Source organism: Erythrobacter sp. W302b (genome assembly GCF_046452395.1).
In the GTDB taxonomy this organism is placed as follows: Bacteria; Pseudomonadota; Alphaproteobacteria; order Sphingomonadales; family Sphingomonadaceae; genus Erythrobacter.
In genome coordinates this window covers 1,693,625-1,710,661 of sequence record NZ_JBKFDH010000001.1, presented here as the reverse complement: position 1 = coordinate 1,710,661, position 17,037 = coordinate 1,693,625, and the positions used below count along the sequence as shown (strand labels likewise).

General features: G+C 66.7%; 16 protein-coding genes. 9 read left to right on the top strand and 7 right to left on the bottom strand.

Going from position 1 to position 17,037, the window contains the following annotated elements:
- Nucleotides 1-47 precede the first annotated feature (47 nt).
- Nucleotides 48-644, top strand: coding sequence for a TetR/AcrR family transcriptional regulator (locus ACLBKT_RS08295; RefSeq protein WP_410182454.1), 597 nt, complete (start codon nt 48-50; stop codon nt 642-644).
- On the opposite strand, the gene ACLBKT_RS08290 is transcribed toward ACLBKT_RS08295, so the two are convergent.
- Nucleotides 641-1,369: a YgfZ/GcvT domain-containing protein gene (locus tag ACLBKT_RS08290; RefSeq protein WP_410182453.1), complete on the bottom strand. Its 729-nt coding sequence runs from the start codon at nt 1,367-1,369 to the stop codon at nt 641-643. The genes ACLBKT_RS08295 and ACLBKT_RS08290 overlap by 4 nt on opposite strands.
- Nucleotides 1,370-1,506: 137 nt before the next feature.
- Between ACLBKT_RS08290 and pyrC the strand changes: the two genes are divergently transcribed.
- Nucleotides 1,507-2,550, top strand: coding sequence for a dihydroorotase (pyrC, locus tag ACLBKT_RS08285; protein ID WP_410182452.1), 1,044 nt, complete (start codon nt 1,507-1,509; stop codon nt 2,548-2,550).
- 82 nt (nt 2,551-2,632) lie between these two features.
- Here pyrC and rarD read toward each other — a convergent pair whose 3' ends face one another.
- Nucleotides 2,633-3,538, bottom strand: coding sequence for an EamA family transporter RarD (gene rarD, locus ACLBKT_RS08280; protein ID WP_410182451.1), 906 nt, complete (start codon nt 3,536-3,538; stop codon nt 2,633-2,635).
- Nucleotides 3,539-3,889: 351 nt separating this feature from the next.
- Between rarD and ACLBKT_RS08275 the strand changes: the two genes are divergently transcribed.
- Entirely contained in the window at nt 3,890-4,582 is a 693-nt protein-coding gene (locus ACLBKT_RS08275) for a hypothetical protein (RefSeq protein WP_410182450.1), read from the top strand.
- A gap of 10 nt (nt 4,583-4,592) precedes the next feature.
- Here ACLBKT_RS08275 and astD read toward each other — a convergent pair whose 3' ends face one another.
- Both astD and ACLBKT_RS08265 read right to left on the bottom strand, forming a co-directional pair.
- Nucleotides 4,593-6,017 carry a succinylglutamate-semialdehyde dehydrogenase gene (astD, locus tag ACLBKT_RS08270; RefSeq protein WP_410182449.1) on the bottom strand — a complete coding sequence of 475 codons (1,425 nt, stop codon included), beginning with the start codon at nt 6,015-6,017 and terminating at the stop codon, nt 4,593-4,595.
- A gap of 87 nt (nt 6,018-6,104) precedes the next feature.
- On the bottom strand, nt 6,105-7,526 hold the full coding sequence (locus ACLBKT_RS08265) for a protein adenylyltransferase SelO (RefSeq protein WP_410182448.1): 1,422 nt from the start codon (nt 7,524-7,526) through the stop codon (nt 6,105-6,107).
- Between the two features lie 73 nt (nt 7,527-7,599).
- Between ACLBKT_RS08265 and ACLBKT_RS08260 the strand changes: the two genes are divergently transcribed.
- From ACLBKT_RS08260 to ACLBKT_RS08240, 5 genes are all read left to right on the top strand, one after another.
- Nucleotides 7,600-8,466 carry an alpha/beta fold hydrolase gene (locus ACLBKT_RS08260; RefSeq protein WP_410182447.1) on the top strand — a complete coding sequence of 289 codons (867 nt, stop codon included), beginning with the start codon at nt 7,600-7,602 and terminating at the stop codon, nt 8,464-8,466.
- A gap of 86 nt (nt 8,467-8,552) precedes the next feature.
- On the top strand, nt 8,553-9,602 hold the full coding sequence (locus ACLBKT_RS08255) for a glycosyltransferase (protein WP_410182446.1): 1,050 nt from the start codon (nt 8,553-8,555) through the stop codon (nt 9,600-9,602).
- A 164-nt stretch (nt 9,603-9,766) separates the two neighbouring features.
- On the top strand, nt 9,767-10,567 hold the full coding sequence (locus ACLBKT_RS08250; protein ID WP_410182445.1) for a tetratricopeptide repeat protein: 801 nt from the start codon (nt 9,767-9,769) through the stop codon (nt 10,565-10,567).
- A 34-nt stretch (nt 10,568-10,601) separates the two neighbouring features.
- A complete protein-coding gene (locus ACLBKT_RS08245; protein WP_410182444.1) occupies nt 10,602-11,939 on the top strand; it encodes a PQQ-binding-like beta-propeller repeat protein in 1,338 nt (445 codons plus the stop codon).
- A gap of 148 nt (nt 11,940-12,087) precedes the next feature.
- Complete coding sequence (locus tag ACLBKT_RS08240) at nt 12,088-13,512, top strand: methyltransferase family protein (RefSeq protein WP_410182443.1); 1,425 nt, start codon at nt 12,088-12,090, stop codon at nt 13,510-13,512.
- A gap of 2 nt (nt 13,513-13,514) precedes the next feature.
- Here ACLBKT_RS08240 and ACLBKT_RS08235 read toward each other — a convergent pair whose 3' ends face one another.
- The 3 genes from ACLBKT_RS08235 to ACLBKT_RS08225 form a co-directional block, all read right to left on the bottom strand.
- Nucleotides 13,515-13,817 (bottom strand): putative quinol monooxygenase, encoded by a 303-nt coding sequence (locus ACLBKT_RS08235; protein ID WP_410182442.1) that lies wholly within the window; start codon nt 13,815-13,817, stop codon nt 13,515-13,517.
- A gap of 14 nt (nt 13,818-13,831) precedes the next feature.
- The gene (locus tag ACLBKT_RS08230) at nt 13,832-15,202 is read right to left on the bottom strand and encodes a glutamate--cysteine ligase (RefSeq protein WP_410182441.1); all 1,371 of its coding nucleotides are present in this window, start codon (nt 15,200-15,202) and stop codon (nt 13,832-13,834) included.
- A 122-nt stretch (nt 15,203-15,324) separates the two neighbouring features.
- On the bottom strand, nt 15,325-16,077 hold the full coding sequence (locus ACLBKT_RS08225) for a 16S rRNA (uracil(1498)-N(3))-methyltransferase (RefSeq protein ID WP_410182440.1): 753 nt from the start codon (nt 16,075-16,077) through the stop codon (nt 15,325-15,327).
- Between the two features lie 39 nt (nt 16,078-16,116).
- Here ACLBKT_RS08225 and ubiA point away from each other — a divergent pair, with 39 nt between their 5' ends.
- Nucleotides 16,117-17,037 carry a 4-hydroxybenzoate octaprenyltransferase gene (gene ubiA / locus ACLBKT_RS08220; protein WP_410182439.1) on the top strand — a complete coding sequence of 307 codons (921 nt, stop codon included), beginning with the start codon at nt 16,117-16,119 and terminating at the stop codon, nt 17,035-17,037.

Sequence of the window (17,037 nt, the reverse complement as noted above, 5' to 3'; positions counted from 1 at the left end):
CCCGGCACCTTGTTCGCAACCGCAAAACCGGTTAGTGCCGCGCTCCTATGGTCAGTCGCAAACGGTTAACGCCCGAGGAATCCCGCAGTTCTGCGCTCTCGGCCGCGCGTGCGCTGCTCATCGAGACCGGGCCGCAGGCGGTGACGCTGAAGGCGGTCTCGGCCCGGATTGGGCGGACGCATGCGAACCTGCTGCACCATTTCGGCTCGGCATCCGGCCTGCAAAAGGCGCTCGCTGAACACATCGCGCGCACCGTGTGCGAGACGATCCTCCAAGCTGTCCACGCCAGCCGCGCCGGCATGGGCTCGGCGCGGGAGGTGGTGGATCTCGCGTTCGACGCTTTCGACCGCGAAGGGGCGGGCGCGTTGACCAGTTGGATGCTGCTGACCGGCAATGATGACGCGCTCGATCCGATCATCTCGATCATCCATGAGTTGCTCGACGAGCTCGCCCCGGATGAGACGGAGGAACATCTGGTCGAACGGCGACTGCACCGCGACACGCTGTCGCTGGTTCTGATGGCGTTGGGCGACGCCCTGATCGGCGGGGCGCTGGCCAAGTCGCTGGACCTGCCGCGCGATGCCGCGCGTGAGCGGGCGACCGCGATGCTCGAAGCGAGCCTCGCCGGGCACCAGACGGTTTAGGCCTCGCGCGTCACGCCCGCGCGCTGCCAGGTGGGCAGGGCAGCGGGATCGAGGGTCTCCACCCGCAAGTGATCGACCGCCAGCCCGAGCGCGGGATAGGCCGCCACGCGCCGCGCTTCGTCCGAGGCAGCCAGCGGCACCACGACCAGCCGCCGATTGACCTTCTGGCGCCAGTTCATCCGCGCGGTGTTCTCCTGCCCGACATAGCAGCCCTTGGTGAAGCTGACGCCGTTCAGTTCGACCGCGTTGGTTTCCAGCCACAGGATATCGCCGAGTTCCCCGCGCCCTTCGGACACACCGAGCGACAGGCGGTGGGCGAGCCAGGCGGCGTCGGCGGGTTCCCCACCGGGCGCGGCGAGCCAGCGGTAGCCGAGATCTGCGAGGCGCGGATCGGGGACTGCGCCGGGATGGGCGTCCACGCTCCAGTGCACCGCCAGCGCTGCCTCGCGCGCAATCGCGATCTTGCGGCGCAGGCGGTACATGCTGAGGCGCTTGACCAGATCGTCCGCCAGCGCTGCCTCGCAATCGAGCAGCAGACCCGCCGGGTCGGCCCAGACCAGAAAATCGAACAGGTGCTTGCCCTGCGCGCTGAGCAGCGCAGCGTAGCAGGGCAGCGGTCCCGCGGTGTCATTGGTGACGAGGCCCTGAAGGAAGGCGGCGACATCCTCGCTTTCGTCCAAGGGGGAGAGGCGGATCAGCGCGCGGGTGGTCAGATGGGTTTCCATAGCGCAGACGTAGGGATGCAACCGCTACGCATCAATCACCGTTCGCCCTGAGCTTGTCGAAGGGCCGCAGTTCTTCTAGCGCCCGAAGCCAGAAGAAAGACGGTGCTTCGACAAGCTCAGCACGAACGGAGTTTTTGATGTCCGCGCCAGACCGCCTCACGATCCGCCGCCCTGATGACTGGCATCTGCATTTCCGCGATGGCGCGGTGATGCGCGAGGTGGTGCCCTATACCGCGCGGCAGTTTGCCCGGGCGATCGTGATGCCCAACCTCACTCCGCCGGTGACGACCACGGAATTGGGCGCAGCCTATCGCGACCGCATCCGCGCCGCCGTCCCTGACGGCGTGCAGTTTGAACCGCTGATGACGTGCTACCTCACCGATAACACCGATGCCGACGATCTGGCGCGCGGCGCGGCGACAGGCGTGTTCACCGCCGCCAAGATGTACCCCGCCAACGCCACCACCAACTCGGCCGCCGGGGTTTCGAACATCGAAAACCTCTACCCGGTGCTGGCGCGGATGGAGGCCGAGGGCATCGTGCTGTGCATCCATGGCGAGGTGACGGATCACAATGTCGATGTGTTCGACCGCGAAAAAGAATTTATCGAGCGGCACTTGCGCGCGATTGTTGCGAGCTTCCCGAAGCTGAGAGTGGTGTTCGAGCACATCACCACCAGCGACGCGGTGGACTTCGTGATGGCGGCTGGCCCCCAGGTCGCCGCGACCATCACGCCGCAGCATCTCCACATCAACCGCAACGCGATGCTGGTCGGCGGTATCCAGCCGCACAATTACTGCCTGCCCGTCGCCAAGCGGGAGACGCACCGGCTGGCGCTGCGGGCGGCGGCAACGGGCGGGTCGGGGAAATTCTTCCTCGGCACCGACAGCGCCCCGCACCTGCGCAGCGCCAAGGAGAGTGCCTGCGGGTGTGCCGGCATCTTCGGCGCGCCGACGGCGCTGGAAAGCTACGTTACCGTGTTCGACGAGGAAGGCGCGCTCGACCGCTTCGAAGGCTTCGCCTCGCTCTACGGCCCGGCGTTCTACAGGCTGCCGGTGAATGAGGAGAGCGTGACTCTGGAACGCGCCGAATTTGCCGTCCCGCCGGTGCTGCATGTGACGGGTGAGGAAATCGTGCCGTGGCACGGCGGCCAGACGCTGGGGTGGCGGTTCCTCGGTTAAATCCTGCCATCCGTTCGCCTCGAGCGTAGTCGAGAGGCGGAGTGCAGGTGTCTCGACTACGCTCGACACGAACAGCGTTGGATCAGGTTAGCGCCGCCTTGCGCTTCGCCCACATATCCCAGACGAACACCCCGACCGCGACCCAGATCAGCACGAAGCTCGCCAGTTTTGCGGGGGCGAGCGGCTGGTGGAACACGAACAGGCCGAGGAAGAACACGATCGTGGGTGAGAGATACTGGATGAAGCCCAGCGTCGAATAATCCATCCGCCGCGCCGCAATCGCAAACAGCAGCAACGGAACGGCGGTGGCGACGCCTGAGAACATGATCAGCCCGCTCATCCACCAGTCCTGTCCGAAGGACGAGCCTTGCGGGCTCATCGCATACCATGCTGCAATCCCGGCAGCGGGCAGCAGCAGGATCGCGCTTTCGATGGTGAGGCCAGGCAGTGACCCGACCGCCACCTGTTTGCGAACAAGGCCGTAGAGCGCAAAGCTGAAGCCAAGTGTGAGGCTGATCCACAGGCTCGTGACCGCGCCTGCCGCGAGCAGCGCCACGGCGAGGGCAGCGATGGCGACCGCCAACCATTGGCGGCGTGACAGCTTCTCCCCCAGCACCAGCGTGCCCAGCAGCACATTGAGCAGCGGGTTGAGGTAATAGCCGATGCTTGTCGCAAACACCTCGCCCGCCATGATCGCCCAGATATAGACGAACCAGTTGATCCCGATCAGCACCGCGCTCGCCAGCAGGGCCAGCAAGCTGCGCGGGGATTTCAACGCGGCCAGCAGTTCGGGAAACTGGCGGCGGTAGGCGACGATCAGCAGGCACAGCGGCAGCGTCCACACGATCCGCCAGCCGACGAATTCGAACGGCGGCACGGTCTTCACCAGGATCAGGTAGAGCGGGAGGAAGCCCCAGATGAGGTAAGCGCCCAGCGCTGGCGCAAGGCCGGATACCGCGGGGGCAGGAGAGGGGGCGGGACTGGTCATGGCCGGGCGGCGTTAGGGGCCGCAGCCGTGCGGTGCAAGCGGCCCGGACCGCGCTGGCCAAATGAATGGCGGCTGACAGGCGTGATGCCGATTCGTTCAGATTGGAGCCCGTATAAATGAACAACAGTTCGGAAACCCGCTGGCGCCGATCCCGGCCCTTGCGCGTGTTTCACCCTCTTGCGGCCATTCCCACCTAGTGGTCGCCAGCGCGCGGGCAAATTCGCCTTCGCGGAAAGCGCCTTCGGAGTCCTTGGACTCCGGGGGCGTTTTCATGTCCGGGTAAGGCGCAAATTAACCATCCCGTGGCACAGCAGACCGATGCGCCGGATGCTTGCTCCCTTGATGTGCCTGATGGCCGCCGCTTGCGCGGACCCGGCCGCGGAGGTCGCCCAGAATACGGCGCTGATCGCGCGCGACCCGGTCATCGCCCGGGCGCTGCACGATCCTTTGATGAGCGATCCCGATCTCGCCAGCCGGAATGAGGCCAACGCCGCGATCGGCTTTGTCGATTCGGGCGCGCTTCCCGTGATCACCGCCAGCCCGGAAATGGCGAGCAAGGCGCGTGAGGCACTGCGGCTTGACCTGCTCGAACGCGGATCGATCCCAGAACTGCCGCCGCCCGCGCGCGGTGTGGCAAGCGGCCAGGAGCTAGGCCCACTGACCAGCGCCGCCGAACTGCTTGCCGCGATGGGCGCCCCGGCGGTGTGCGAAAACCAGTTGATCGAGGACTTCGCGCTCGCCGCCGACTTGCCGCGCGTCGCCGCGATCCCGCCAGGGGCCATGGTGATGCAGGCGGGCGGGGCCAATGGCGAAACATGCGGACTGAGGATCATCCGCTATCACAGTGTCGCCCCGCCCGAGGATGTGCTGCAATATCACTACACCGAGGCGCTGCGTGGTGGTCTCAGAGTGCTGCGCTTTTCCAAGCCGGAGGACATCATTGCCGCCACGGGCGAGGGCGGGGAGACCCTGTTGGTCCATCTCCGCCCGGCCGCCACTGGCCTCAGCGGGGTGCTGGTGCTCTACCGCGCACCGTCAGAATGAGACCGACGGGTCAGGATCGCAGGCCGACCATGATCGTGGCGCGGGGCTGGTCCATTTCGGTGCTCGCGACCGGATAGGCGCAATAGTCGGCGGCGTAATAGGCAGCGGGGCGGTGATTGCCTGACAAGCCGATCCCGCCGAACGGGGCCTTGGACGATGCGCCATTGGTGGGCGAATTCCAGTTGATGATCCCGGCGCGGATATTGGCCCAGAACCGCCCGTAATCATCGGGATTGCCCCCGATCAGCGAGGCGGACAGGCCAAAGCGGGTGTTGTTGGCCTCGGCAATGGCCGTGTCGAAATCGGGGACGCGGATCACCTGCAGCAGGGGGCCGAACAGCTCGATATCGGGACGGTCGGGAATGTCGGTGACATCGATGATGCCGGGGCTGAGGAAGGGCAGGTCAGGGACGCTGCGGCGCATATGCAGCAGCGCGCGGCCCCCGGCGGTGATCAAGGCGACGAAGCTTTCGGACAGGCGATCAGCGGTCTCGTTATCGATCACCGGCCCCATGAAGGGCTGGGGTTCGCCCAGCGGGTCGCCCACCATCAGCTTGCGCGCCATCGGCACGAGTTCGGCCATCAGTTCGTCGTAGATGCTCTCTTTCACGATCAACCGCCGCGCGGCGGTGCAGCGTTGCCCGGCGCTGGTGAACGCGCTCTGCAAGATCACCGCGGCGGCATCGGTCAGCTTGGGCGTGTCGATCACGACGATGGGATTGTTGCCGCCCATTTCCAGCGCGACGATCTTGCCCGGATTGGCGGCGAGTTTGCGGTTGATCGCGATCCCCGCCTGTGCCGATCCGGTGAACAGCACGCCGTCGATCCCCGGATGGGCAACCAGCGCCTTGCCTTCCTCCGGTCCGCCGATAACCAGCTGGATCACATCTTCGGGCACCCCCGCGCGGTGGAAGGCCGACACCAGCGCTTCGCCGACGGCAGGCGTCTTTTCCGAAGGCTTGAACAGCACCGCGTTCCCCGCGATCAGCGCCGGAACGATGTGGCCATTGGGCAGGTGCGCGGGGAAGTTATAGGGGCCGAGCACCGCCATCACCCCATGCGGCTTGTGCCGCACAGCGGCGCTGCCATTGATCCCGGAGTCGAATTTCTTCTTGCCGGTGCGCTCGGCATAGGCCTGCACCGCGATATCGACCTTGTTCACCACCGCGTCGACTTCGCTCCGGGCTTCCCACAGGGGCTTGCCCGCTTCGCGCGCGATCAGCGTGGCGAGCTCTTCATTGTCGCGCTTCACGATATTGGAGAAGGTGCGCATCACCGCGATCCGATCGGTCAGCGCCCGGGCGGCCCACGCGGCCCACGCGCGGCGCGCGGTGCTGACCGCTGCGTCGACGTTGCTGATCGGCCCGCGCCACAATTCCTCGCCGCTGGCCGGTTCGGTCGAGATAAGGATATTGTCGGTCACGTTGCCGTCCATTGTGCCGCTATCCGCCTGATTGGTTTGCCCCCGCAGTCACTTCGCGCCCTATCGCGGCTGGGACTGAAAAGATAGGGGCGGCGCTGGCTATCCATGACCGGCGGGGATCGGCGCAGCGCCGTGGGCCTCACCCATCCGGCGCAGCGCGGCGACCTTGGCGGTGAGGGGCGCCCAGTCGTCATTCTCGGCGATGGCGGCCCAGATCGCTTCGACCTCGTCAATCAGCAGGGATTGCGGGGCGGGGTCGCTCCAATAGGGGTGGGTGTCTTGGACCCGCGTGTAACCCGCCAGCGTCTCGGCCACGGCATCCGTCGCAGGCCCGCGCCCGCCGCGATGGTCGAAGAAGAAGGCATCGGGCTGCGCCTTGCTGTCGCGCATGGCCGCCTCGCAGGCGGCGACCAGGTGGGTGTCGGCCTCAAGCCCTTGCGGCACCACGCCCAGCCGCCAGCACCACCGCCGCGCCACCGCCGCCATATAGAGTGGCCCGAACCGTTCGAGCGCGGCGACCAGCGGCGCGGTCTCGGCATGGAGGCGGAGCGCGACCGCCAACTGACCGCAGTTCCAGTGCAGCGCCTCGGGCTGGCGGCCGAAAGCGTAGAGCCCGCCGTGATCGAAATAGGCGGCGGTGAAGTCCGGCTCCCACGCGGGCAGCCAGCGCCACGGGCCGTAGTCGAAGCTCTCGCCGGTGACGTTCATGTTATCGGTGTTGAGCACCCCATGGACGAAGCCTGCGACCATGTAGCTCGCGGCAAGATCGGCCATGCGTTCCACCACCGCGTGCATCAGGCGGATCGCGGGATTGTCGCGGTCGGGCGCGTCCTCGGGCGGGGGCGGGCCAGGGAAGTGGGCGAGGCAATAGTCGATCAGCGCCGCCATTTCGTCCGCTTGCTCCAGCGCCAGCAACCGCTGGAACGTGCCGATGCGGATATGCGAGTGGCTGAGGCGCACCAGCACGGCGGAACGGGTGGGGCTGGGCTCGTCCCCGCGCCATAAGCGCTCGCCGGTCTCGATCACGCTGAAGGTCTTCGAGGTGTTGACGCCAAGCGCTTCGAGCATCTCGGTTGCGAGAATCTCGCGCACCGCGCCCTTCAGCGTCAGTCGGCCATCGCCTGCCCGGCTCCACGGCGTGGTGCCCGAACCCTTGGTGCCGAGGTCCATCAGCCGGCCGGACGCATCCCGCAGCTGCGCGAACAGGAACCCGCGTCCGTCGCCGATCTCGGGGTTGTAGACCCGAAACTGATGCCCGTGATAGCGCAGCGCCAGCGGGCTGGGGAGGTTATCCGGCAAGGGCTTGAAGCGCCCGAAATGTGCGGCCCAATCGGCGTCCGAAAGGCCTGCCAGCCCGACGCTCGCCGCCGCCCGGTCATTGCGCCAGCGCAGCCGCGTCTCCGGGAAGTCGGCGGGGGCCACCGCGTCGCCCAACCAATCCGCCAGAGTCAGGATCGCAGGGTCGCCACGATAGGCCGCAGACGGGTGATTTTCAGGCGGGTGTTGCACAGGCTCGCTCATCCCGCGATAGTGGGGACAAGCGTAGCGCAGCGCAAGGCGCGCGCCACTTGGACCAAAGGGAATATCGCCGGTCATGGCCGCCACATACGAAGATCGCTTCTGGACCAGCAGCGATGGGTTGAACCTGCATTACCGCAACTATCCCGGCCCGGAGGGGAGCACCCTGTGCCCGGTGCTGTGCATGCATGGCCTCACCCGCAACGCTCGCGACTTTGCCGGGCTGGCCGAGGTGCTGTCGGCCACGCGCCGGGTGATCGTGACCGAGATGCGCGGGCGCGGGGAAAGCGACTACGCGCCGGATTCGGACACCTATTCGCCCGTCACCTATGTCGCGGATGTGGAAAAGCTGCTGGCCGAACAGGGCATCTCCCGCTTCGTGGCGATCGGCACCTCGATGGGCGGGCTGATGACGATGCTGATGGCGCATGGCGCGCCCGGCCGGATGGCGGCGGTGGTGATGAATGACATCGGCCCGGTGGTGGATGCCGAGGGGCTGGCGCGCATTTCGGGCTATGTCGGGCAGGGCCGCAGCTACCCCACCTGGGTTCACGCGGCGCGCGGTCTGGCCGAGGCGCACGGCGCGGCCTTTCCCGATTACGGGATCGACCAATGGCTCGACATGGCCAAGCGGACGATGGTGGTGACGCAGAACGGGCGGATCAGCTTCGATTACGACATGGCGATTGCCGAACCTTTCGCCAAACCCGGCAATGCAGCGCCGGCCAACCTGTGGCTCGCCTTCGAGGCCTTGCGCGATGTGCCGATGCTGCTCGTGCGCGGCGGCCTGTCCGATCTGCTCAGCCCGGAAACGGTCACGCAGATGGGCGTGCGCAATCCGGCGATGCGGACGATCACCGTCCCGCGCGTGGGCCATGCGCCGACGCTGGACGAGCCCGAGGTGCGCGCCGCGATCCTCGATCTGCTGGACGGGGTGGAGTGAGCCAGAGCCCCGGGGGCGTTCCCCGGATCCTGCAGCTCCATTCAACCTTCAGCGCCGGCGGCAAGGAAGTGCGCTGCGCCCGGCTGATGAATGCTTGGGGGGCCCGTCTCCACCACACCATTATCTCCGCAGAGCCGGATGCGATGGCGGCTGCTGCGTTGATCCATTCCGGCGTGCCCGTGGCCTATCCGCAGGATTTTCCCGCGCTGAAAGGCAAGCCGACCCCATGGCGGCTGGCGCGGCTGGCGCGGGCGATGCAGGGGTTCGATCTCGTCTGCACCTATAACTGGGGCGCAATGGATGCGGTGATGGCGCACCGGCTGTTCGCGCGCGCCTTCGGTCTGCCGCCGCTGGTGCATCACGAGGACGGCTTCAACGAGGACGAGGCCGAGCGGCTCAAACCCACGCGCAATCTGTACCGCCGGGCGGCGCTGGGCGGGGCGGAGGCCGTGATCGTGCCTTCGACCGGGCTCGAAGCCACCGCGCGCGAGGTGTGGGGCCAGCCCGCACGGCGGGTCGAGCGCATCGTCAACGGGATCGACACCGCCGCCTTCGCCGCCGCGCCCGATCCGGCGGCGCTGCCGATGCGCAAGCCCCAAGGCCAGCGCTGGGTCGGCACGCTCGCGGGTCTGCGCCCGGTCAAGCAGCTTCCCGCGCTGGTCGAGGCCTGCGCCGCGCTCCCGCCCGAATGGCATCTGGTGATCTGCGGGGAGGGGCCGGAGCGCGCCGCGATCCTCACTGCGGCCCAGCGGTTCGGCATGGCGGACCGCCTGCACCTTCCCGGCGCGGTCGATCCGGCGCGGGTGGTGGGCCTGTTCGATATCTTCGCGCTATCGTCCGCTTCCGAGCAGTTCCCGCTCTCGGTGGTGGAAGCCATGGCGGCGGGGTTGCCCGTGGCCGCGCCCGATGTCGGCGATATTGCCGCGATCCTCGCTGTGCCGAACCGCGCTATCATCACGCCGCCGAATGATACGCCCGCGCTCTCTGCCGCGCTGGTGCAACTGGCCGCGGACGCAGCCCTGCGCGCAAGCCTGGGCGCCGCCAACCGGACCCGCGCGCAGGACGAGTTTGATCTTGCCGCCATGCTCGCCCGCTACACCGCAGTCTATGCCAGCGCGATGGAGCGCGATTTTTGAAACCGAGGCGCTTCATCCCCCGTTCAATTCACCTGAGCCATTCCCCGCCTCGCCCTGCTGCGACCCCACGGCCTACCATTGCGTGCAGGGCCTCACCTGCCTAAAGAGCGCGCTTCCGGCCGCCACGCGCGGCGCATGACATTGATCAGGATTACGAGGCCCCCATGGCGCGCACGCCTACCACGACCCCGGCCCCCGCTACCCCCTCGCCCGAGGACGAAGTCCTGATCCGCGAGATCGACGAGGCTGTGCGCGAAGATGCGCTGTACAGCTTCATGCGTGATCACGGGATGAAGGTGCTGGGCGTGATCCTGCTCGGGCTGGCTGGGCTTGGCGGCTATCTGATCTGGGATCATTACGCGGAAAAGGCGCTGGAGGAGCAGTCCGAAACGCTGATCTCCGCGCTCGATTACATGGACAGGCGCGATTTCAAGACCGCGTCGGAAAAGGTCGCTCCGCTGCTGGCTGACGATGCGTCACCCGCTGCGCGCGCGGCGGCGCGGTTCCTGCAAGCGGCCGCGGCGCTCGAAGAGGGCAACAACGACAAGGCGACCGGCCTGTTCAAGGCCATCGCTGCCGACGCCGAGGCACCCCCGGCGCTGCGCGATCTGGCCCGCGTGCGCGACGTGAGCCTTAACTTTGACCGGATGAAGCCCGCGGATGTGATCGCTCAGCTGGCGCCGCTCGCCAAGCCGGGCAGCGCCTATTTCGGCTCGGCCGGGGAACTGGTGGCGATGGCCCATCTCGAAGCGGGCAACCGTGCCGAGGCGGGCGCAATGTTCGCCGCGATTGCCAAGGATGAAGACCTGCCCGAAACGCTGCGCAGCCGTGCGCGCCAGATGGCGGGCCTGATGGGCGTGGATGCGGTGGTCGACGTGAAGAAGCTGCTCAAGGACGAAGGGGTCACGGACGACGCGGCCGGAGCGCCCGAGGCTGGCGCCGGGACCACTGCTGCGGCCGAATAAGGCACGAAGTTTAGGACGGACGGGAATGACGGATATGAAATTTGCACGCGCTGCCCTGCTGGCTGGCCTTGCCGCCGCAAGCCTGACCGGCTGCAAGGGCGGGCTGTTTGGCGGCGGGGACGACAAGACCACGCCGACGATCGGCAACCGTATGCCGATCCTTTCGCGGATCGAAAGCGGGGCCGAGGTCGATCCGGCGCTGGCCGGGATTTCCGTCGTCCTCCCGCCGCAGCGCACCAACCCCGAATGGGGTCAGACCGGCGGCGCGGCGAGCAAGTCCTACGGCCACCTCGCTCTGTCGGAAAATCCCACCAAGGTGTGGACCGCCAGCGTCGCGGGCTCGACCAACCGGATGCGCCTGGCCTCTGCCCCGGTGGTTGGCAGTGGCAAGCTGTTCGCTGAAGGCACGGACGGGGTGATCGTCGCCTTCGACAAGGCCACCGGCGCCCGGCTGTGGACGCGCGGCGAAGAGGACATGACCAAGGATCAGGCACCTTCCGCTTTCGGTGGCGGGGTGAGCTACGAAGCGGGCAAGATTTACGCCACCAATGGGGTGGGCGATGTGAAGGCCGTCAACGCCGAGACCGGCGAAGTCCTGTGGAAGGTCAAGCCCGCTGGCCCGTTGCGCGGTTCGCCGACGATTGCCTTCGGCCAGCTGTTCGTGATGACGCAGGACAACCAGATCATCTCGCTCAACATCAACGATGGTTCGCTGGTGTGGGACGAATCGGGTTCGAACACCCAGTCAGGCGTGTTCGGCGTGGCCGCGCCTGCCGCCGGGCAGGGCACGATCGTCGCCGGCTATTCGAGCGGCGAGCTGTCGGCCTATCGCTACGAGAACGGCCGCACCTTGTGGTCGGACGCCTTGGCGCGCACCAATATCTCGACCACGGTCGGCTCCATCACCGATATCGACGCCGATCCGATCATCGATTCCGGCCGGGTCTATGCGCTCGGGCAGGGTGGCCGCATGGCCGCCTATGAACTGGTCACCGGCCAGCGCATCTGGGAATTGAACCTGGCGGGCATCTCCACCCCGGCGATTGCGGGCGAGTGGATCTTCACCCTCACCGATGACGCACGCTTGCTCGCCATTGCGCGGTCTTCGGGCCGGGTGCGCTGGATCACGCAGCTCCAGCGCTACAAGGACGAGGAAGACAAGAAGGGCCCGATCTTCTGGACCGGTCCGGTGCTGGCCGGCGGCCACCTCTGGGTCGCAAGCTCGCGCGGCGAGATGTGGAAGATCAGCGCAGGCGAAGGCTCGGCATCGCTGTTTGCCGATATCGGCCAACCGGTCAGCCTGCCGCCGCTGGTGGCTGACGGGATGCTCTACCTGTTGGACGATTCCGGCACGATCCACGCCTGGAAGTAGCGTCCAACAGGCGTTTTCGGCTGTCGCGGCGTTTGCGCCCACTTTACCCCGGTTTGACCCGCTTTTGGTCGCGGCATATGCTTTTTTGACCCGGTTTCGGCCGCGTTTTGCCGAGCTGTTAACCAATAGGCTGTAGGGCGGAGCGGTCATGACCGCGCCGTTCTCGACCGTTCCAACCTCGCGCTCTGCGCCGCCGCTGCGCCGCCCGGAAAGCGACGTATCGACCGGCGTGGGGTTTGCCGGGCTGGCGGGCTTGTTTGTATGGATCGCATTCTGCCGATCCTACCCCGAGATCGCGGGCGTGCTGGGGCTGGGCGGCGGATTGTCGGGAGAGCGCGGCGTGCTCTCCGGCCCCTATGCCGCGCTGGCCGCGATGCTCTTTACCGCCGTGCCGATGGCCCTGTGGTCGGTGCTGATCGACAAGGTTCACCTGCGCCCCTCAACCGGGATCGACTGGAAACAGGCGCGCCCCATCGCCGACGTGCTGGCGGTGTCGGTGGTGAAACTGTGCGGATTGTGGGCGACCTGGGCGCTGCTCGCAGCGTTCTATGGGTTGGCGCGGTGGTACTGGAGCGGGAACTATCTGTTCGCGATGGAGGTGCTGACCATCGCCATCCTGCCGCTCGTAATCCTCTCCGTTCCCTACGTCATCTGGATCGACCGCTATCTGGTCGAGCCGCGCGATGCGACCTTCCAGTTCGGCGCCTTCGTGCTCGGCGGCGGGGTCATCGGGCGTGAGCAATGGGACAGGGGCACCCTCGCCAAGCACTGGCGGGCCTGGGCGATCAAGGGCTTTTTCGGGGCCTTCATGATCTCGATCCTTCCCCCCGGCTTTGCGCAGATTGTCGAGAGCAATCCGGCGCAACTCATTGCCAATCCTGTCGAATTCGTGATGCTGCTGGTCACGCTGCTGTTCGTGATCGACGTCCAGATCGGCACGGTCGGGTACTTGCTGACCCTGCGCCCGCTGGACTCCCACATCCGCTCCGGCAACCCGTTCCTCGCGGGCTGGCTGGCGGCGCTGCTGTGCTATCCGCCGTTCGTGTGGGGGATCATCGGGCCGAACGACCAGATTTTGAGCTACGAATTCGGCACGCCGGGCTGGGCGCACTGGTTTGCCGGGAATGATGCGCTGCTGTGGGCGTGGGGCGGCCTTCTGCTGGTGCTGACCGGGATTTACGCCTGGGCGACGGTGGTGTTCGGCATCCGCTTTTCGAACCTCACCTATCGCGGGGTGCTGACCCACGGGCCGTATCGCTTCACCCGCCACCCGGCCTATCTGTCGAAAAACCTGTTCTGGTGGGCATCGGTCCTGCCCTTCCTGGTGACCAGCGGATCGCTGGCGGATGCTATCCGCAACTCGGTGTTCCTGCTGGTCGTCAACGGCATCTACTACTGGCGCGCCCGGACCGAGGAGGCGCACCTCCTCGCCGAAGACGCCAAATATCGCGATTATCACGCGTGGATGGAGCAGCACGGGTTGATCACCGCCCCGCTCGCGCGGCTGAAGCGGATGCTCAGCGGCAGCCCTGCACCTCGCCGTGAAGAGACGCATCCCTTCCCGGCGGAGTAGGGTTACATCACCGGTGCGCCTTCATCAGTGTGGAACTTGAGCGCTTCGATCACCTGAAAATCGAGCCCGCTGATCGCTGCGCCGAAGGCCGCCATATGCGGAGTTGCGAAATGCGCGGCGAGGGCGGCTTCGTCCACCCACTTCTCGACAATGTGCAACACCGAGGGGTCGAGCACGTCCTGCGTGAAGGCATAGGCGATGCACCCGGGCTCCGCATTGGAGGCAGCAACCATATCGGCAATCGCCGCGCGCGCCGGTTCCATGGCGCCTGCACCCACCTTGGCCTTGGCTAGCACGATCAGCATAGTGTCACTCTCCCTCAGAACGACTGTTCATAGACGCGGGAGATGTCCCCGTTCCACTCGCCATTATAGGCATCGAGCAGGCGCTGGGCGGGCACCTTGCCGCTGGCGACGATCTCGTCGAGCGTTTCGAGGTAACCGGTCTCGTTGTCGCCGCTGGCATTGAGGCGCGCGCGCGCCTTCAGCCCTGCATGCGCGATCTTGAGCACCTCGCGCCCCAGATCCTGCAAGGTGCCGCCATCCGGCGCGCGGGTCGCAAGGGCAAGGCGCGGGACTTCATTGCGGAGCCGTTCACGCTCCTCCATCGACCAGCCCTTGACCAGATCCCACGCCGCATCGAGCGCGCTTTGATCATAAAGCAGCCCGACCCAGAAGGCGGGGAGGGCACAGATGCGGCTCCACGGGCCGCCGTCGGCGCCGCGCATTTCGAGGAAGCTCTTGAGGCGCACCTCGGGAAAGGCGGTCGAGAGGTGATCCCACCAGTCGCTCTGCGTCGGGCGCTCGCCGGGCAGGACGGACAGCTTGCCATCGAGGAAATCGCGGAAGCTGAGGCCCGCCGCGTCGATATATTTCCCGTCGCGAAAGACGAAATACATCGGCACATCAAGCATGTAACGCACCCAGCGCTCGTAGCCGAAGCCGTCCTCGAACACGAAGGGCAGCATCCCCGTGCGAGCCGGATCGGTGTCCGACCAGATGTGCGAGCGGTAGCTCAGGAACCCGTTGGGCTTGCCTTCGGTGAAGGGCGAATTTGCGAAGAGTGCTGTCGCCAGCGGTTGCAGAGCGAGGCTGGTGCGGAACTTCTTCACCATGTCGGCTTCCGACTGGTAATCGAGGTTCACCTGAATCGTGCAGGTGCGCAGCATCATGTCGAGGCCCATCGTGCCGACCCGCGGCATGTGGCGGAGCATGATGTCATAGCGGCCCTTTGGCATGATCGGCAGCTCGGCGCGGGTCTTGTCCGGCCACATCCCGAGGCCGAGATAGCCGACGCCGCATGTCTCGCCGACTTCCTTCACCTGCGCGAGGTGGCGGCCGGTTTCGGCGCAGGTCTGGTGCAGGTTTTCGAGCGGCGCGCCCGACAGCTCAAGCTGGCCCGCCGGTTCCAGACTGATCGCGCCGTCTTCGCCTTTCAGAGCGATGACGTTGCCGCCTTCTTCAACGGGTTCCCAGCCGAACTTCTCAAGCCCGCCCAACAGGTCGCGGATGCCGCAAGGCTCGTCATAGGAGGGCGCGCGCTTGTCCGAATGCTTGTAGACCAGTTTTTCATGCTCGGTGCCGATGCGCCAGCGCTCGGGCGGCTTTTCGCCCTTCAGCATCGGTATGACGAGTTGGTCGAGGCTTTCGATCACCGGATCGTCGGCAGTGGAAGCTTCGCGTGTGCTCATGGAATGAGGCCCTCTCTGGCCCGTTGCTCTAGAAAACTGGTTTGCCGGTGGGAAGGCAAATTCGCGTTTGGCGCGGTGAAGCCGAATTGTCTTGCCGTAAAGTGATGGTCGGGTGGGCGGCGCTACCAATCCCCGGCGGTGGCCATCCATACCGCAAGCGCGGCGATGGCGGCCGTCTCGCCTCGCAGGATGCGCGGGCCGAGGGTGATGGCGCGCGCGGCCGGGTGCGCCCGGATCGCGGCGCGCTCGGCCGCGTCAAACCCGCCCTCGGGGCCGGTGAGGATGGCGGCCTTGGCACGCTTCGAGCCAAGCGAGGCGAAAGCCTCTGCGGCGTGCTCGCCCCCGTTCTCATCCGCGAAGAACAGCACCCGGTCATTCGGCCAGCTGGCGAGCAGCGCGTCGAGCTTCACCGGATCGACCAGCTCGGGCAGCGCGGTGCGGGCGCATTGTTCTGCGGCCTCGGTGGTGATTATGCGGGCGCGCTCAAGGTTGAGCTTGTCGGCCACGCAGCGCCGGGTCACGACCGGCTGGATCCGCGCGGCCCCAAGTTCGGTCGCCTTTTCGAGGATGAGGTCGAAGCGGTCCTTCTTCAGCAGGGCAGGGCAAAGCCACAGATCGGGCACCGCCTCGCGCACCCGCAAGTTCTCCACCACCTCCAGCACCACATCCCGCTTGCCTGCATCGACCACCCGTGCCGCCCATTCGCCGGTCACGTCGTCGCACAGGATCACGATATCACCCGCCGCAACCCGCATCACACGGGTGAGGTAATGCGCCGGATTGCCCTCGATCCGCACCGAGGTACCTGCCGCCAAGGTCTCGGCGACAAACAGGCGCGGGGCGCTTTTCGGCGGCCAGGCGGGGGTAGCGGGCATGGCTTTGCTCTAGGCGCTGCTGGCGCTAGGGAGCAAGTCATGACCGAACAGATCGTCCCCGACAGCGAGCGCCAGAGTCTTTCGGGCGGCCTCGTCGCCCGTCTGCCGCAAGGCCTGCGCGATCTGGCGCTGCTGGCCCGGTTTGATCGTCCGATCGGGTGGTGGCTGCTGTTCTGGCCCTGCGTGTTTGGCGTATGGCTGGCGGGTGCCGGTGCGCAGCCAGTGCTGCTCGGCTGGCTGTTGCTCGGCAGCATCGCCATGCGCGGCGCGGGGTGCGTCTACAATGATATCGTCGATGCCGATCTCGACGCGCAGGTGGCGCGGACGGCCCTGCGCCCCGTGGCGAGCGGGCGGGTGTCGAAGCGCGGCGCGTGGGGCTGGCTGCTGGCGCTGTGTCTGATTGGCCTGATCGTGCTGCTGCAATTGCGCTGGGAAGCGCAGCTGATCGCGCTCGGCAGCCTTGCGCTGGTGGCGGCCTATCCCTTCATGAAGCGCATCACCTGGTGGCCGCAGGCGTGGCTCGGCATGGTGTTCAACTGGGGCCTGCTGGTCGGCTGGACCGAGCTCCGGTTCGACAATTGGCCGGCGCTGGCGGCGGTCTATACCGGGTGCATTGCCTGGGTGATCGGGTACGACACGATCTATGCCCTGCAAGACCGCGAGGATGACGCGATGGTCGGCATCCGCTCCTCCGCTCTGGCGATGGGTTCGCGGGTGACGGGCGGCGTGGCGGCATTCTATGCGGCGGCGGTCGGCTTGTGGGGCCTGGGGTTCTGGCTCTATCGCCCCGATCCCTTGGTGCTGCTGGCGCTGGTGCCCGTGGCGGGGCATCTCGCCTGGCAGGTGGCGACGCTCGACGCCGATGATCCCGCAAACCCGCTCGCCCGGTTCCGGTCGAACCGCTGGGCCGGGGCGCTGATGGCCGCGGCCTGCTTCGTGGTCGGCAACGCGGGAGCCTGA

Excerpts from the sequence above, each read along its gene's own strand:
- ACLBKT_RS08295 (WP_410182454.1), top strand. The coding sequence starts at position 48 with ATGGTCAGTCGCAAACGGTTAACGCCCGAGGAATCCCGCAGTTCTGCG.
- ACLBKT_RS08290 (WP_410182453.1), bottom strand. The coding sequence starts at position 1,369 with ATGGAAACCCATCTGACCACCCGCGCGCTGATCCGCCTCTCCCCCTTG.
- pyrC (WP_410182452.1), top strand. The coding sequence starts at position 1,507 with ATGTCCGCGCCAGACCGCCTCACGATCCGCCGCCCTGATGACTGGCAT.
- rarD (WP_410182451.1), bottom strand. The coding sequence starts at position 3,538 with ATGACCAGTCCCGCCCCCTCTCCTGCCCCCGCGGTATCCGGCCTTGCG.
- ACLBKT_RS08275 (WP_410182450.1), top strand. The coding sequence starts at position 3,890 with ATGGCCGCCGCTTGCGCGGACCCGGCCGCGGAGGTCGCCCAGAATACG.
- astD (WP_410182449.1), bottom strand. The coding sequence starts at position 6,017 with ATGGACGGCAACGTGACCGACAATATCCTTATCTCGACCGAACCGGCC.
- ACLBKT_RS08265 (WP_410182448.1), bottom strand. The coding sequence starts at position 7,526 with ATGAGCGAGCCTGTGCAACACCCGCCTGAAAATCACCCGTCTGCGGCC.
- ACLBKT_RS08260 (WP_410182447.1), top strand. The coding sequence starts at position 7,600 with ATGGCCGCCACATACGAAGATCGCTTCTGGACCAGCAGCGATGGGTTG.
- ACLBKT_RS08255 (WP_410182446.1), top strand. The coding sequence starts at position 8,553 with ATGAATGCTTGGGGGGCCCGTCTCCACCACACCATTATCTCCGCAGAG.
- ACLBKT_RS08250 (WP_410182445.1), top strand. The coding sequence starts at position 9,767 with ATGGCGCGCACGCCTACCACGACCCCGGCCCCCGCTACCCCCTCGCCC.
- ACLBKT_RS08245 (WP_410182444.1), top strand. The coding sequence starts at position 10,602 with ATGAAATTTGCACGCGCTGCCCTGCTGGCTGGCCTTGCCGCCGCAAGC.
- ACLBKT_RS08240 (WP_410182443.1), top strand. The coding sequence starts at position 12,088 with ATGACCGCGCCGTTCTCGACCGTTCCAACCTCGCGCTCTGCGCCGCCG.
- ACLBKT_RS08235 (WP_410182442.1), bottom strand. The coding sequence starts at position 13,817 with ATGCTGATCGTGCTAGCCAAGGCCAAGGTGGGTGCAGGCGCCATGGAA.
- ACLBKT_RS08230 (WP_410182441.1), bottom strand. The coding sequence starts at position 15,202 with ATGAGCACACGCGAAGCTTCCACTGCCGACGATCCGGTGATCGAAAGC.
- ACLBKT_RS08225 (WP_410182440.1), bottom strand. The coding sequence starts at position 16,077 with ATGCCCGCTACCCCCGCCTGGCCGCCGAAAAGCGCCCCGCGCCTGTTT.
- ubiA (WP_410182439.1), top strand. The coding sequence starts at position 16,117 with ATGACCGAACAGATCGTCCCCGACAGCGAGCGCCAGAGTCTTTCGGGC.